Annotated in this window: 15 protein-coding genes; 7 read left to right on the forward strand and 8 right to left on the reverse strand. The window is 67.4% G+C overall.

Annotated features, from left to right (window positions below; translation table 11 throughout):
* Positions 1-7: 7 nt before the first annotated feature.
* The 3 genes from LL972_RS01400 to LL972_RS01410 all read right to left on the reverse strand — a co-directional run bounded on the left by LL972_RS01400 (position 8) and on the right by LL972_RS01410 (position 2758).
* Positions 8-703, reverse strand: a complete 696-nt coding sequence (locus LL972_RS01400) for a methionine ABC transporter permease (RefSeq protein ID WP_228326093.1) — start codon at positions 701-703, stop codon at positions 8-10.
* Positions 700-1707: a methionine ABC transporter ATP-binding protein gene (locus tag LL972_RS01405; protein ID WP_228326094.1), complete on the reverse strand. Its 1008-nt coding sequence runs from the start codon at positions 1705-1707 to the stop codon at positions 700-702. The genes LL972_RS01400 and LL972_RS01405 overlap by 4 nt, the downstream gene beginning before the upstream one ends.
* A 154-nt stretch (positions 1708-1861) precedes the next feature.
* Positions 1862-2758 carry a DMT family transporter gene (locus tag LL972_RS01410; protein ID WP_228326095.1) on the reverse strand — a complete coding sequence of 299 codons (897 nt, stop codon included), beginning with the start codon at positions 2756-2758 and terminating at the stop codon, positions 1862-1864.
* Positions 2759-2864: 106 nt separating this feature from the next.
* Here LL972_RS01410 and LL972_RS01415 point away from each other — a divergent pair, with 106 nt between their 5' ends.
* The 6 genes from LL972_RS01415 to LL972_RS01440 all read left to right on the forward strand — a co-directional run bounded on the left by LL972_RS01415 (position 2865) and on the right by LL972_RS01440 (position 8222).
* The gene (locus LL972_RS01415; RefSeq protein ID WP_016903460.1) at positions 2865-3350 is read left to right on the forward strand and encodes a YajQ family cyclic di-GMP-binding protein; all 486 of its coding nucleotides are present in this window, start codon (positions 2865-2867) and stop codon (positions 3348-3350) included.
* A gap of 134 nt (positions 3351-3484) precedes the next feature.
* Positions 3485-3946, forward strand: a complete 462-nt coding sequence (locus tag LL972_RS01420) for a hypothetical protein (protein WP_228326096.1) — start codon at positions 3485-3487, stop codon at positions 3944-3946.
* A complete protein-coding gene (locus LL972_RS01425; RefSeq protein WP_228326097.1) occupies positions 3939-5678 on the forward strand; it encodes an ATP-binding response regulator in 1740 nt (579 codons plus the stop codon). Before LL972_RS01420 ends, LL972_RS01425 begins: the two co-directional genes overlap by 8 nt.
* Complete coding sequence (locus tag LL972_RS01430) at positions 5665-6486, forward strand: alpha/beta hydrolase (RefSeq protein WP_228326098.1); 822 nt, start codon at positions 5665-5667, stop codon at positions 6484-6486. Before LL972_RS01425 ends, LL972_RS01430 begins: the two co-directional genes overlap by 14 nt.
* A gap of 154 nt (positions 6487-6640) precedes the next feature.
* Entirely contained in the window at positions 6641-7201 is a 561-nt protein-coding gene (locus LL972_RS01435; RefSeq protein WP_228326099.1) for a DUF1415 domain-containing protein, read from the forward strand.
* 214 nt (positions 7202-7415) lie between these two features.
* Positions 7416-8222 (forward strand): SDR family oxidoreductase, encoded by an 807-nt coding sequence (locus LL972_RS01440; protein ID WP_228326100.1) that lies wholly within the window; start codon positions 7416-7418, stop codon positions 8220-8222.
* 76 nt (positions 8223-8298) lie between these two features.
* On the opposite strand, the gene LL972_RS01445 is transcribed toward LL972_RS01440, so the two are convergent.
* Together LL972_RS01445 and LL972_RS01450 are read right to left on the reverse strand one after the other, a co-directional pair.
* A complete protein-coding gene (locus tag LL972_RS01445) occupies positions 8299-9012 on the reverse strand; it encodes a pseudouridine synthase (protein WP_228326101.1) in 714 nt (237 codons plus the stop codon).
* Positions 9009-10076 (reverse strand): class I SAM-dependent methyltransferase, encoded by a 1068-nt coding sequence (locus LL972_RS01450; RefSeq protein WP_228326102.1) that lies wholly within the window; start codon positions 10074-10076, stop codon positions 9009-9011. The genes LL972_RS01445 and LL972_RS01450 overlap by 4 nt, the downstream gene beginning before the upstream one ends.
* 192 nt (positions 10077-10268) lie before the next feature.
* On the opposite strand from LL972_RS01450, the gene LL972_RS01455 reads away from it, so the two are divergent.
* Positions 10269-10529 carry a hypothetical protein gene (locus tag LL972_RS01455; protein ID WP_104535155.1) on the forward strand — a complete coding sequence of 87 codons (261 nt, stop codon included), beginning with the start codon at positions 10269-10271 and terminating at the stop codon, positions 10527-10529.
* A 102-nt stretch (positions 10530-10631) separates the two neighbouring features.
* On the opposite strand, the gene LL972_RS01460 is transcribed toward LL972_RS01455, so the two are convergent.
* From LL972_RS01460 to LL972_RS01470, 3 genes are all read right to left on the reverse strand, one after another.
* Entirely contained in the window at positions 10632-11966 is a 1335-nt protein-coding gene (locus LL972_RS01460) for a PQQ-dependent sugar dehydrogenase (protein ID WP_228326103.1), read from the reverse strand.
* A gap of 87 nt (positions 11967-12053) precedes the next feature.
* Positions 12054-12362, reverse strand: coding sequence for a DUF3247 family protein (locus tag LL972_RS01465; protein ID WP_228326104.1), 309 nt, complete (start codon positions 12360-12362; stop codon positions 12054-12056).
* A gap of 127 nt (positions 12363-12489) precedes the next feature.
* Positions 12490-14523 (reverse strand): PAS domain-containing hybrid sensor histidine kinase/response regulator, encoded by a 2034-nt coding sequence (locus LL972_RS01470; protein WP_228326184.1) that lies wholly within the window; start codon positions 14521-14523, stop codon positions 12490-12492.
* Between the last annotated feature and the right edge of the window lie 107 nt (positions 14524-14630).

Consider the following 14630-nt stretch of genomic DNA (forward strand, 5'->3'; position numbering starts at 1 on the left):
GCAGACCTCAGCGCCGGCTATAGCGCGCCACCAGCCAGTCGCCCAGCATCTGCAGCAGTTGCACCAGCACCAGCAGGGCGATCACGGTGATCAGCGCGACGTCCGAATGCGAACGCAGATAGCCCTCGCGATACGCGACATCGCCCAACCCGCCGGAGCCGATCGCACCGCCCATCGCGGTGAAGCCGATCAACGCGATGGTGGTCACGGTGGCACCGGCGATCAGGCCCGGGCGGGCTTCGGGCAGCAGCACGCGCAGCACCAGCTGGCGGGTGGTGGCGCCCATCGCCTGGCTGGCTTCGATGATCCCGCGGTCCACTTCGCGCAAGGCGGTTTCCACCAGCCGCGCATAGAACGGCGCGGCGCCCACCACCAGCGGCAGGATCGCGCCGCGCACGCCCAGCGAGGTGCCCATCAGCATCAGCGTGAGCGGAATCATCGCGATCATCAGGATGATGAAGGGCACCGAGCGCAGCAGGTTGATCAGCGCCGCGAGCGCGCCGTACAGCACCGGGCGGCGGCGCAGCTGCGGGGCGCCGCACAGGAACAGCGCCACCCCCAGCGGCAGCCCGATCAACAGCGTCAGCGGCAGCGCGCCGGCGAGCATCAGCAAGGTGTCCAGGGTGGCCTGGCCGATGTCGCCCCACTTGCCGGCGTCGAGATTGCGGAAAAACCCGCTGGTTGTCGCGGTCGACAGGGTCATGTGCGCAAATCCTCCACATGCACGCCAGCGGCGACGAAGCCGGCGCGTGCCGCGTTATGGTCGCCGCCGGTCAGGGCGACGATGAGCTGCCCATATGGGGTGTCCTTGATGCGGTCCACGCGCCCGGACAGGATGTTGTAGTCCACCCCGGTCTCGCGGACGATGCGGCCGAGCACCGGTTCGTAGGTGCCGTTGCCCAGGAAGGTCAGCCGCACGATGCTCCCGCCCACCGCAGCGAAGTCGCGATGCAGCTCGGCTTCGTCCACGTGTTCGGCCTCGGACACGAAGCGCCGGGTGGTGGGGTGCTGCGGATGCAGGAACACCTCGGTCACCGGGCCGGTTTCCACCAGCTTGCCGGCATCGAGCACCGCGACGCGGTCGCAGACGCGGCGGATCACGTCCATCTCGTGAGTGATCAGCACGATGGTCAGGCCCAGCTCGCGGTTGATCTGCGCCAGCAGCTGCAGCACCGAGGCGGTGGTCTGCGGGTCCAGCGCGCTGGTGGCCTCGTCGCACAGCAGAATCTGCGGCCGGGTGGCCAGCGCGCGCGCAATGCCCACGCGCTGCTTCTGCCCGCCGGACAACTGCGCCGGATACTTGCCGGCGTGCTGCTCCAGCCCGACCCGCGCCAGCAGCTCGGCCACGCGCGCATCGACCTCGGCGCGCGGTGTACCGGCCAGTTCCAGCGGAAACGCCACATTGCCGGCCACGGTGCGCGAGGACAGCAGGTTGAAGTGCTGGAAGATCATCCCGACACGCCGGCGCAGCGCGCGCAGGCCCTGGCTGTCCAGCGCGGTGACGTCCTCCTCGCCGATCAGCAGCCGCCCGCCGCTGGGTTCTTCCAGCCGGTTGATCAGCCGGATCAGGGTCGATTTGCCGGCACCGGAATGGCCGATGATGCCGAACACCTCGCCGGGGCCGATCCGCAGATCGAGGGGATGCAGCGCCACGATCTGGCGACCGTCAACGGAATAAGACTTGTGCAGGCGCTGAAACTGGATCACCGCGCGTGGCCGATTGGGGGGCCGTGAAGCCTACCAGTCAATGTTTGCGGACGATATTCCATTGAGTTCTAAGGTGGGGATTTGGGATTTGGGAGTGGGGATTCGTAACAGCCAAAGCGCCTTGCCGTTGCTCTAGCGAATCCCCAATCCCCAATCACGGCTTATCCAACGACATCGGGCGATCCGCCTGCCGTATCCGCTCCCGGCGCAGCAGATACAGCCCGCTGGCGACGATGATGCCGGCGCCGGTCCAGGTCCAGCCATCGGGCAGGGTCCGCCACAGCAGCCAGTCCCAGCCGATCACCCAGACCAGGCCGGTGTATTCCAGCGGCGCGATCATCGAGGCTTCGCCGCGCAGGAAGGCCTGGGTCAGCGCAATCTGCCCCAGCGCGCCGGCCAGGCCCATGCCGGCGATCAGCCAGGCATGCTCGCCCCGCAACGGCACCCAGTCGGGGATGGCCAGCACCCCGGCGCCGATCGCCATGAACAGCAGAAACCACACCACCATCGCCTGCGGGGTGTCGGTGCGGGTCAGCAGACTCACGCTGATGGCGGCGATGGCATAGGCGGTGGCCGCCAGCAGCACCATCAGCCCGGGCAGCGAGATCAGCCCGTCCACCCCGGGGCGCAGCACCACGATCACCCCGACCAGGCCAATCCCAATCGCCGTCCAGCGGCGTGGCCCGACCCGCTCGCCCAGCAACGGCACCGACAGTGCCGCCACCAGCAGCGGGGCGACGAAATACAGCGTGTAGGCGGTGGACAACGGCATGCGCTTCAGGCCGTAGACGAAGCAGCCGATCATCACCATGCCCAGTACCCCGCGCAGCAGGTGCAGGCCCCAGCGCACCGGCACGATCGAGCGCGGGCCGGCGGTGGCAAATACCCACACCAGCACGAACGGCAGCGAGGCGGCGCCCCGCAACAAGGTGACCTGCAGCGGCGGGTAATGCGCCGACAGCAGCTTCATTCCCGCATCCATCAGCGAGAAGCAGGCCACGGCGGCCACCATCCAGGCGATGGCGGGAAGCGGAGAGCGGGTGGTGGGCATGGACCATTATCGCTGCGCTTGCGCGCAGACTGCCAACCGTGTGTCGACAGGGGCGACGACGCGATGCCCTAGAATGGCGGCTGTTTATAGAGAGCAGGAGCTTTGCATGCCTTCCTTCGATGTGGTGTCCGAAGTCGACAAGCACGAACTGACCAATGCGGTGGACCAGGCCAATCGCGAGCTGGATACACGCTTCGATTTCAAGGGTGTGGAAGCCCGGTTCGAGCTGGAAGACGGCAAGGCGATCAACCAGTCCGCGCCCAGCGATTTCCAGGTCAAGCAGATGACCGACATCCTGCGCGCGCGCCTGCTGGCACGCGGCATCGACGTGCGCTGCCTGGAGTTCGGCGACATGGAGACCAACCTGGCCGGTGCGCGCCAGAAGGTCACCGTCAAGCAGGGCATCGAGCAGAAACAGGCCAAGCAGCTGGTCGCCAAGTTGAAGGAAGCCAAGCTCAAGGTCGAAGCGCAGATCAATGGCGACAAGCTGCGCGTGAGCGGCAAGAAGCGCGACGACCTGCAGGATGCGATGGCGCTGCTGAAGAAGGCCGATTTCGAGCTACCGCTGCAGTTCGACAACTTCCGCGACTGACGTGCGCGTTGTGGCTGACACGGCGCCTTGTGCTGCCGCGCTGCGCAGGCAGACCGCGCGGCGCGGCGGGCCGACTGTCCGACATGCGGGCATCGGTCAGGGTCGCGCCAGCGCGTTACGGATCTGATAGGCAGATGCGCGGCCTGTTCTCCACCTTGCTGCACCGCGCGCGCCCGGCCACAGTGCCCCAGCCGCGCGCCGCCGGGCCGGCATGCGCCGTGGCCCACGCACAGCCGCGCATCGAAACCGGCTCGACGCTGCACACGCTGGCCGGGCTGGACCCGGTGGCGGCGGCAACGTTTGCCAGTGCCTTTGCGGCGGAAGTGCAGCGCGCCATCGCCAGCTGCACGCTCGGCCAGGCCGGCACCACCCAGGCACAGGCACTGGAGCAGATCCATTCGCTCAAGAACACGCTCTCGCTGACCGGCTCTGCCGAACTGATGAACGCCTGCGACCAGTTGCGCGGCGATGTCGACGGCGGCGAACTCGGGTGCGCGCTTGCGCAGCGCTACACCGCGATCGCCACCGCGGCCGGCTTGCTGGTCAAGAATTACCGACGCACCCTCCCCAACGACGACACCGCACCCGATGCGTAATGGATCCAACCGTGCAGCGCCCGGCCTGATTCTGGCCGCCCGGCAGCTGCGCAACGACCGGCTCGTGCGGCTGTTCGAATCGTTCCTGGAATACCGCGCCTGCGTCGGCCGGGTGATCGTGCAGAGCATCGTGGCCCTGTGGTGCTTCGGCTGGCTGTACGGGCCGCAGCCGGTGCTGGTCAGGGATGCGCAGGCGGTCTTCCCCACCGCGGCGACGCTGTGGGGAGTGGCGGTGGTCTGGATGGTGCTGGTGCGACGCAGGATCATCCCGCCGGGCGAGTGGCTGGATGCGATCGGGTTTGCGATGAATCTGCTGTTCATCGGCATCCAGACCTGTCTGGCCTTCATCCTGCTGATGTCGCTGAACGCCTTCCTGCCCTTCATCACCATCGCCGCGGTGGCGCGCTATGGGCAGAAGGCGACGCTGCCGGTGCTGCTCAGCACCTTCGTGCTGATGCTGTTGACCGCGCCGGCCGGCTACTGGCTGTCGCGCCCTGCCTACTTCGTGTATGCGGTGGCGCTGAGCGTGGTGCTGCCGCTGCTGGTGGCGCGCATCGTCAGCGCGATGCAGGAAATCGCCCTGCAGGCGCTGGCCTCGCGCGATGCGCAGAGCCGCTTCATCAGCACCATGAACCATGAACTGCGCACGCCGTTGAACGCGGTCATCAACTGCGCGCAGCTGATCGATGGCGACACCTTGTCGGCACAACAACGCGAACTGATGCAGGCGATGACGGTCAATGCGATCGCGCTGCGCCACCGCGTGAACGAAGTGATCGACGTCGCCAGCATCGACGGTGGCCGGCTGCAACTGCACAGCAAGCCGCTGAGCCTGCGCGACGTGCTGACCACGGTCAAAGCCGTGTGCGCGAGCGTAGCGTCCACCAAGGGCGTGGCGCTGGAACTGCGCAGCGAGGCGGTGCAGACGCCTGACCTCATCGGCGACGAAGGGCGTATCGAACAGGTCATCACCAACCTGGTCATCAACGCGATCAAGTTCACCCCGGCCGGTGGGTCGGTCGACGTCCTGATCGCCGCCACGCAGGTGCAGCAGCGCTGGGCGATCGCGGTGACCGTGACCGACACCGGCATCGGCATTGCCGACGACCAGAAGGCCTACATCTTCACGCCCTTCACCCAGCTCAGCACCGGTTTCAGCCGTGCCGAAGGCGGGGTCGGCCTGGGGCTGTACATTGCGCTGTCGGTCTCCGATGCGATGGGTGGCAGCCTGAGCGTGCGCGACAATCCCGGCGGCGGCAGCATCTTTCGCTGGACCTTCGAGCTGTCCGCCGCCGCGGCGCAAGGCCGCCGACCGCCGGCGCTGCGCGAAGCCCTGCAACAGCATGCCGAGACGGTGCCGCCGCTGCATTGCCTGGTGTTCGAGGACATGGACACCAATCGGCTGGTGATCGGCAATCTGCTCACCCGCGCCGGGCATCGGGTGAGCTTTCTCAGCGATGGCAGCAATGCGGTGCAGCGCATCCGCGAGGCGGCGCCGGACCTGGTGTTTCTCGACCTGCACATGCCCGGCACCTCGGGCTGGGACGCGCTGCGCGAGGCGCGCGCGGTGATCGCCGCCCTGCCGCCGATCATCGTGCTGACCGCCGACACCCGCACCGATTCGATGCGCGAGGCGACCGCTGCCGGTGTAGCCGGCTATCTGTCCAAGCCGATCAACGCGCACGAGTTGCTGGCCATCCTGGGCGCGCACGCCTCCCATGCAACCGGCTGACCTGAAACCGGGCAACGCGGCGCGCCAGCACTGGCATACCGGCGCGCAGACGCGCACACCATTGGCGCTTCTGTACCTGCACGGGTTCACCGCCAGCCCGGGAGAAGCCGGCGACCTGCCCGAACAGATGGCCGATGCGCTGGCTGCCAACCTGTACGTGCACCGTTGGCCCGGGCATGGCCGTAGCACGGCCGACGCGATGGAAGGGCTGACGCCGGCGCTGTTGCAGGCTTCGGCCCTGGAGGCCCTGGCGCAGGCGCAGTGCATGGCCGCGCGCGTGGCGATCGTCGGCTCGTCCATGGGCGCCACGCTGGGCTTGTGGCTGGCGGCGCAGTGTCCGGACGCGGTCGCCGCGGTGATTGCCTGGTCACCGGGCATCCGGCCGGCCGACCCGGCGCTGCTGGATCAGGTCTGCGCCGCGCAAACCCCATTGACCGACCCACGCCCGCGCACCGCCGCGTCCCTGGCATTCTGGTCGAGCACCATCCACCCGGACGGGTTCCGCGCGCTGCGCAGCCTGTTCGACGCGGTTGCCACCGATCCACCCTGGCCACGCGTGCGCTGCCCGGTGTTTTTGGGCTATTACCGCGCTGCCAACGGCAACGAGGATCCAACCGCCTCGGTGCCGGCGATGCTGGCCATGTTCGCTGCGCTCGGCACCGCGTCAGGGCACACCTGCGCGATGGCCTTCGATACCGGCGCGCATGCGATCGGCTCGCCGCACAAGACCCCGCACGCCGATCAGGTTGCGCAAGCCTCGATCGCATTCTTGCGCGCGCATGTCGGCGACAGTAGCAAACGCCAATGACGCCGGGTCCGCGTGAGCGCTGCAACTGCCGCGGGTTTTCCCTGCACTCCGCTCGCCGTGTCGGCCGCGCCCGCTCGGCGCGGCGCCGCAGTGGCACGGGCGGCCGCGCCGGCAGCGATCGCATACACTGGCCCACCATCACGCCGCCGCCACGATGACGCCCACCCCTGCCACGCTTGATCCGTTGACCGCCACCCGCCAGTGGATCGAGCGCGCGGTGATCGGCTTGAACCTGTGCCCGTTCGCCAAGGCGGTCTACGTCAAGGAGCAGGTGCGGCTGGTGCTCAGCGATGCCAGCACGCCCGAGGCGCTGCTCGAACAACTGGCCGAGGAACTGGTGTTGCTGCGCGACACGCCGGCCGAGCAGATCGACACCACCTTGATCGTGCATCCGGACGTGCTCACCGATTTCCTGGACTACAACGACTTCCTCGACAACGCCGACGCGGCGGTGGATGCGCTGGATCTGGACGGCGTGCTGCAGGTGGCCAGCTTCCATCCGGACTATCAGTTCGCAGGCGCAGCGGTGGATGACGTGGCCAACTTCACCAACCGCTCGCCCTTCCCCACCTTGCACCTGCTGCGCGAAGACAGCGTGGAGCGTGCGGTGGCCGCGTTTCCGGACCCGGACGTGATTGTCGAACGCAATATCCAGACGCTGGAACGCCTGGGCCAGGACGGCTGGGAACAGTTGTTGAGCGCATCGCAGCACTGACCGCCGCATCGCGTGTGGCAGCGGCGGTGTCGGAAGGCGGTGTCGGAAACGCGTACTGCCGTGCCGGCGCGTCATAGCTCGGCACGCCGATGACGGCGCGGCAAGGCACCCCGAAGGCGCCAACATGGCGGCATCGCGCGTAGCGATCGCGTTGCTACGGCCACCACGGCGCCCGCGCTACAGTGCGCGCGACCTCACTGCCATGGTGCGCCCGATGCCGCTGACCCCCGCCGTCTCCGCGTGGAATCCCTCGCCGTTGCAGGACCGCGTGGTGGTGATCACCGGTGGTGCCCAAGGCATCGGCCGTGGCATCGCGCAGGCGGTGCTTGGCGCGGGCGGCAGCGTGGTGATCGGCGACCTGGATGCCGATGCCGGCAAGGCCTGCCTGCAAGAGTGGGCGTTGCCGCGACGCAGTGCCTTCGTGCGTTGCGATGCCGCACGCGAACCGCAGGCAGCGCGCCTGATCGCCACCGCGCTCAAACGCTTCGGGCGACTCGATGGCCTGGTCAACAACGCAGGCGTGGCCGATCCGCATGTGGCGCCGTTGCCGCAACTGGACTGGGACGAATGGAATCGCCGGCTGGCCAGCCTGCATGGCGCATTCCTGTGCAGCAAGCAAGCCTTGCCCGCCTTGGCGCAGGCCCCGAGCGGCGGCGCGATCGTCAATATCGCCTCCACCCGCGCCTGGCAATCCGAGCCGCATAGCGAGGCCTATGCCGCCGCCAAGGGCGGGCTGGTGGCCTTCACCCACGCCTTGGCGCTGAGCGAAGGCCCGCAGGTACGCGTCAACAGCATCAGCCCGGGCTGGATCAGCACCGACGCCTGGCGCGCGCCGCAGCGCCGGCGCGCACCGAAATTGTCGCGGCGCGACCATGCCCAGCATCCGGCCGGACGGGTCGGCACGCCGGACGACATCGCGCAGCTGGCGGTCTATCTGCTGTCGCCGCAGCTGTCCGGCTTTGTGACCGGGCAGGACTTCATCGTCGATGGCGGCATGTCGCGCAAGATGCAGTACGTCTGAGGCATTGCGGCGCAAGCGGCCTGCAGCAGACCGCGCATGCCGGACTCACCGCATCGGTGATCAGCGGCAATGCGGATCAGACTTGCTCGCCGCGGCCGAACAACACATCGAGATCCCCCGCCTCCAGCGCGCGCCATTGCCCGGACGGCAGACCATCCAGCGACAAGCCACCGATGCGGCTGCGGTGCAAGGCCACCACGTGATTGCCGGCGGCGGCGAACATGCGCCGCACCTGGTGATAGCGGCCTTCGTGCAAGGTCAGGCGCGCCTGGCGCGGGCCGAGCACGTCCAGTTCGGCCGGCAGCAGCGGCTTGGTTTCGCCTTCCAGCAAGAGCGTGCCGCTGGCAAACAGCGTCGCCTCGTCGCCACGCAGGTCCTCGGCCAGGGTGACGTCGTAAACCTTGTCCAGCGCCGACTTGGGCGAAATGATCCGGTGCAGCAGCGCGCCGTCGTCGGTCATCAGCAACAGGCCGCTGGTCTCGCGATCCAGCCGACCGACGGGCGCCAGCACCGGCGCGCGCGAACGGAAGCGCGGCGGCAGCAGTTCGTAGATCAGCCGGCCGGTGTCCTTGGTCGAGCAGGTGTAGCCGCCGGGCTTGTGCAGCAACAGGCTCAGACCCGGTGGCGGATCCAGCGGCTCGCCATCGATGCGGATCGCATCGTGCTCCACCTGGTCGTCGGCATACAGCACCTCGCCTGCGGCATCGGTGACCGCGCCCTGGCGAAACAGCTGGGTCACCTGCTTGCGGCTGCCGTAGCCGAGGTTGGCGATGTGCTTGACCAGCTTCATGCGCGCGCTCCGCGACCGCGCACGGCGGAGATCAGCTTGAAACCGTCGCGTTCGGCGGCCACGCGCACCTGCCCGAAGCTTTCATTGAGTACGTACTCGTAGGGCAGATGCCGGTTGGCGACCAGCAGCAGTTGTCCCCCCGGGCGCAGGGCCTGCGCGGCCACGGCGATGAAGCGCTGGCCGATATCCGGCCGATCGGCGCGCGAAGGCGTGTGGAACGGCGGGTTGCTGACGATGAAATCGTACTGCGCCCCCAGGCCGGCGGTAACGTCGCGCCAGTGGTACTGCAGCTGCGCCGGATGTGCGATGGCCTGCAGGTTGCGCTGCGCCAGGGTCAGCGCACGCGCTTCGGCCTCGTATAGATCCAGTCCGGTGACCTTGGGGCAACGCGCCAGCACTTCGGCCGACAGATAACCAAAGCCCGCGCCCAGGTCGGCGCCGTGTCCGGCAAGCGTGCTCGGCAGATGCTCGACCAGCAGCGCAGAGGCGGGATCGATGCGGTCCCAGGCGAACACACCGGGGCGGCTGACGAAGCGCCCGTCCAGGATCGTGCGCGGCGCATCCAGCGCGGCCCAGCGCGCCTGCAGCGCCGCATCGGTGTCGGCAGGCAGCGGCGCGCTCCAGTAGGTGCGGCAATGGTGCTTGGTCAGGCTGCCGGCCAGGCCGGTGAGCTGACGCAGATCCGCCTCGCCCGAGCGCGCGCCCTCGTTGTTGGACTGGCAGGCCACCACGCGGCCGCCCGGTGCGGCCAGTGCCACCGCGCGCGCGAACAGGGCACGCGCTTCCTCGCGTTGCCGCGGCGGCAGCACCAGCACCAGGGCGTAGCGGGTGCTGTCGGCCTCGATCTCGCCCTCTTCGCGCACGTTCCAGCCGTTGCGCTCCAGCGCCTCGGCGAACGGGCGAAAGCTCTGCTCGCAAGTCAGTGCATCGGCGGCCGCATGCTCGCGCAGCGGAAACCCGTCGCGCGCGCGCAGGAACAGCACCGGGCCGCTGGGCCATGGCAGCACGCCCTGGGCGAAGGGCAGAAACAGAGCTTGAAGCGGGGCATCGTGCGGGCCAGCCATCGGATCATCGGGTCGGGAACAGGCCGCCATTGTAAGGGAGCGCTGCCTGCCGCCCGCCCTGGCGCCCGCTTGGGCGGGCATTCGATTGCGTGACCTGCAGACGGCGGCCCTTCCAATGTCTATACGGACTATTGATGCGCACGCAACATCCGCCCACCTAGGCTGGAATCACACCAATACCGGAGAGACGCGATGCGAGCCCTGTTCGTAGGTGGAGTGGTCGACAACAGCGAAATGGATCTGGATGACACCCCGCCACCGATGCATTACCCCGAAAACACCGGTGCGGGCCGGCCGCGTTATCGCCTGCACCAGGTCGGCGAGCGTGACGACGGCAGCGTGGCCTACGCGGTGTATGGCGCGCCGGAGATGGCCGATGACGACATCAGCCGAATCACCGAAGAACGTGGGTATGCGCGGCGATTCAGTGCGTCGCCGGAGTCGCCGCGCTGAGCGCACTGGCGTGACACCGCGCATGACCGCGGGACGCGTATGAAAAAACCGGGCCTGGGCCCGGTTTTTTGTTTGAATGCCTGGACCAGCGCAGCGCCTGGATCAGCGCGTCTTCGGTGTCACCCGCCAAATCACGTTCCCGACATCATCGGCCACCAGCAGCGCGCCGGTATTGTCCGGGCTCACGCCCACCGGGCGTCCTTGCGCATTGCCCTCGGCATCCAGAAAACCATCCAGCACGGTGATCGGCGTGCCGCTGGGCTTGCCGTCGACAAACGGCACGAACAGCACCTTGTAGCCGCTCGGCGGATCACGATTCCACGAGCCATGCTGACCGATGAAGGCGCCCTGGCGGAAGCGCTCCGGCAGCAAGCTTCCGCTGGCAAAGCTCAGACCGAGCGAGGCGGTATGCGGGCCCAGCGCGTAATCGGGCTTGAGGGCCTTGGCCACCAGCTCGGGGTTTTGCGGTTTGACCCGCTCGTCCACATGCTGGCCGTAATAGCTGTACGGCCAGCCATAGAAGCCGCCGTCGCGCACCGAGGTCAGGTAGTCGGGCACCAGATCGCTGCCGATCTCGTCGCGCTCGTTGACCACCACCCACAGCGACTTGCTCTGCGGTTCCCAGGCGGTGCCGACCGGATTGCGCAGGCCGCTGGCGAACACGCGGCTGCTGCCGGTGGCTGGATCGATCTCCAGGATCGCAGCGCGGTTGAGTTCGGCCTCCATGCCGTTTTCGGCCACATTGCTGTTGGAACCGACGCCGACATACAGCTTGCTGCCGTCGGCACTGGCCAGCAGCGACTTTGTCCAATGGTGATTCAGCCCGCCGGGCAGATTGGCCACGAAGGTCGGCTTGGCAGTGATATGCGTCTCGCCGGGCTTATACGGAAAGCTCACCAGCGCATCGGCATTGGCGACGTAGAAACGATCGCCGACCAGGGCCATGCCGAACGGCGAAAACAGGCCGCTGATGAACTGGGTACGCACTTCGGCCACGCCATCGCCATCGACATCGCGCAGCAGGGTGATGCGGTTGGCACTGGGCACCACGGCGCCGGCCTTGCTCATCATCGCGCCCTGCACCTTCTTGCGAATGCCGCCGCCTTCGGCGCTGTCCGGCTTGGGCGGCTCGGCGGTTTCGGCCACCAGCACGTCGCCGTTCGGCAGCACATAGATCCAACGCGGGTGATCCAGATCGCGCGCGAACGCGGCAACCTGCAGGTCGTCGGCGGCGATCGGCTTGGCGTTCTCGGTCCAGCGCTTGACCGGCGCCACCTTGACGGTGGGGATCAGGCGTTTGACCGGCTCGGGCAATTGCGGGTTCGGCCCGGTCCCCTGTTCGATGGCAAGCGTGGCGGTGTCGCCGCAGGCGGCGAGGATGGCGACGGTCAATAACGACAGCGGCCAGCGAGCGAGCTTCAACACGGGAGCATTCATTGCGCGATCAATCCTGAACAGTTACGACAGTCGGCCATCATGCCGTCAACGCCATGACGAGAAGTAAACACATCGTCAATGCATCGCTCAGGGAACAGTGTGCGGATCACTGCCCAACGGCAAGGGATGCACTGCCACGATGCGGTCCATCCAGATCCAGTGCGGCTCCTGTGCGGCGTCCAGCTGGTCAATGCGCAGCTGGCCGTTGAGGCCTTCGCGCTGCTGGTCGTCCAGATAGGTCTGGATGCTCGGGCGCACCGCGACGGTGCCGCTGATCATGCTGCCGTCGTCGAGCTCGACGCGGACACGCTCCTGGCCACCGAGTAGCGACACCCAATGTTCGAGCGTGGCGATCTGCACTTGTTCCGAATAAACATGCGGGGCGTATCTGGACATGGCGTCAACTCCATCGGGGGAGTGCACCACGCTAGGCCACACACTGTGAAAGAGGCAGCAAACAGCCTGTTTCACCTGGCTGCGGGTTCGACGACGCAGCGGCACGATATCGGCGCCGCCTGCCGTCTCACTCCATCGATTCACGCGCTGCGCGTACCGCCGTGACCAGTTGCGCAACGCTGTAGGGTTTGGCCAGATGCTCCTGAAAACCGGAGTCCAGCGCGCGCTTGCGGTCGTCATCGCGTGCCAGTGCGGTCACGGCCACCGCCGGCAGTGCTGCCGCGTCCAGCCCCAGGTTGTCGCGCACGGTGCGGATCAGCCCGTAGCCGTCCATGCCCGGCATGCCGATGTCGGTCAGCATCAGATCGAAGCGTGCGTGGCCGCGATGATCGATCAATGCCAGCGCGTCGGTGGCGCTGCCGGCGGTGACCACTTCGGCGCCCTGCTCTTCCAGCAGGCGGCGCAGGTAGTCGAGCATGTCCGGCTGATCTTCCACCGCCAGCAAACGCAGGCCATTGAGCGCACGCGCTTCGATGATCTGCTCGGACATCAGCCGCCGGCGCAGCTCGCGCCGCGGACGCCTGGCCTGGTCGGGAATATGCTCGGGCAGGCGCACCGTGAACGTGGCGCCCTTGCCGCGCCCGCCACTGGTGGCGCTGACCTGGCCGCCATGCATTTCCACCAGTTGCTGCACGATCGCAAGGCCCAGGCCCAGGCCGCCATGCTGGCGCGTGGTGGTGCCGTCGGCCTGGCGAAACCGGCCGAACAGGTGCGGCAGGAATTCGGCTGCAATGCCGTCGCCCGAATCGCGCACCGACACCAGCAAGTGACCGTCGTCGCGCTCGATGGTGACGTCGATGCGGCCATGCGCCGGAGTGAACTTGATCGCGTTGGACAGCAGATTCCATAGCACCTGCTGCAGGCGCGTGGCATCGCCGAGCACCAGGCACGGCGTCGACGGGGCATGTACCTCCAGCACTTGGTCCTTGCCCTCGGCGGCCAGCTCCTGCGTGTTCAAGGCTTCGCGCACCTGCTCGGCCAGATCCAGCGATTCGACCTCCAGCTGCACCTTGCCCAGCAACATGCTGCTGAGATCGAGCATGTCCGAGATCAGGCGTTTCTGCGCACGGGCACTGCTGGCGATCACCGACAGGCCCTTGTAGTTGGGATGGCCTTCCTCGACCCGCTGCAGCAACAGCTCGCTCCACCCCAGGATGGTGGTCAGCGGCGTGCGCAGTTCGTGCGACAAGGTGGCCAGGAACTCGTCCTTCAGCCGCGCCATGCTCTCGGCTTCGTTGCGCGCACTGCGTTCGGATTCGAGCAGCTGCTCGCGCGCCAGCTCGATCTCGCGCTGTTCGGTCACATCCGGGCTGCTGCCGGCCAGGCCGATGAAGCGCCCATCGGCCGAATAGCGCGGCGTGGCGGTCATCTCGATCCAGCGCCATTGCCCGTCGTGGCGACGCGCACGCACCAGTGCATGCAGGCCGCGCTGTTCTTCCAGCGCCGTGGCAAGTTCGAACTGGAAGATCGACAGGTCGTCCGGATGCAGCAACTCGCTCCAGGCCGACACCGTGCCGCTGGAAATGTCGATGCCGAAAAATTCGCCATACGCGCTGTTGACGAAGCGCACCACGCCCTGCGCGTCCAGCACCCAGACCGGCATCGGCAGGCCATCGGCAAGGGCGCTGAAGCGCGCCTCGCTCTCGGCCAGCTCGCGCTCCACCCGCTTGCGCTCGGTGATGTCCATGAACAACACCGCCACACGCCCCTGCTCCGGTTGCCCCACCCGGAACGCATCCACCGAGTACCAGCGGCGCAGCGCCTTGGCCTGCATTTCGAAGTGGATCCGGTTGCCGGTGCGGGCGACATGGCCGTAGCGGTCGAACCATTCCTGTTCGTGATCGACCAGCATCCCGCGAATGGAGACGTTCAATACATCAGACAGACCGGTGTAGCGCTCGAACGCGCCATTGGTCATGCGGATCACGTAATCGACGGCTTGGTCGCCATCGAACACCATATCGATGACGCAAAACCCTGCGTCCAGGTTATGGAAGATCTCGTGGTACATCCCCGGGTCGAGGAAGGGCTCGGCGGATGCTGCCGGGAGGCCGATGGCCAGATCGGGGCTGGTGGTCGAGGTGCTCAAATCGGGATCCAGGGGTAATGCCAGGGCGGATGACGAGCAGATGAAAGCACGCACGGTGTCGTCAGCGGGTGCACAGCCAGCCAACGCGGTTCACGCACGTCCAACCGGCTCCCCGGCGA

Origin of the sequence: Xanthomonas campestris pv. asclepiadis, from assembly GCF_020784175.1 — a bacterium.
GTDB lineage: Bacteria > Pseudomonadota > Gammaproteobacteria > Xanthomonadales > Xanthomonadaceae > Xanthomonas > Xanthomonas campestris_D.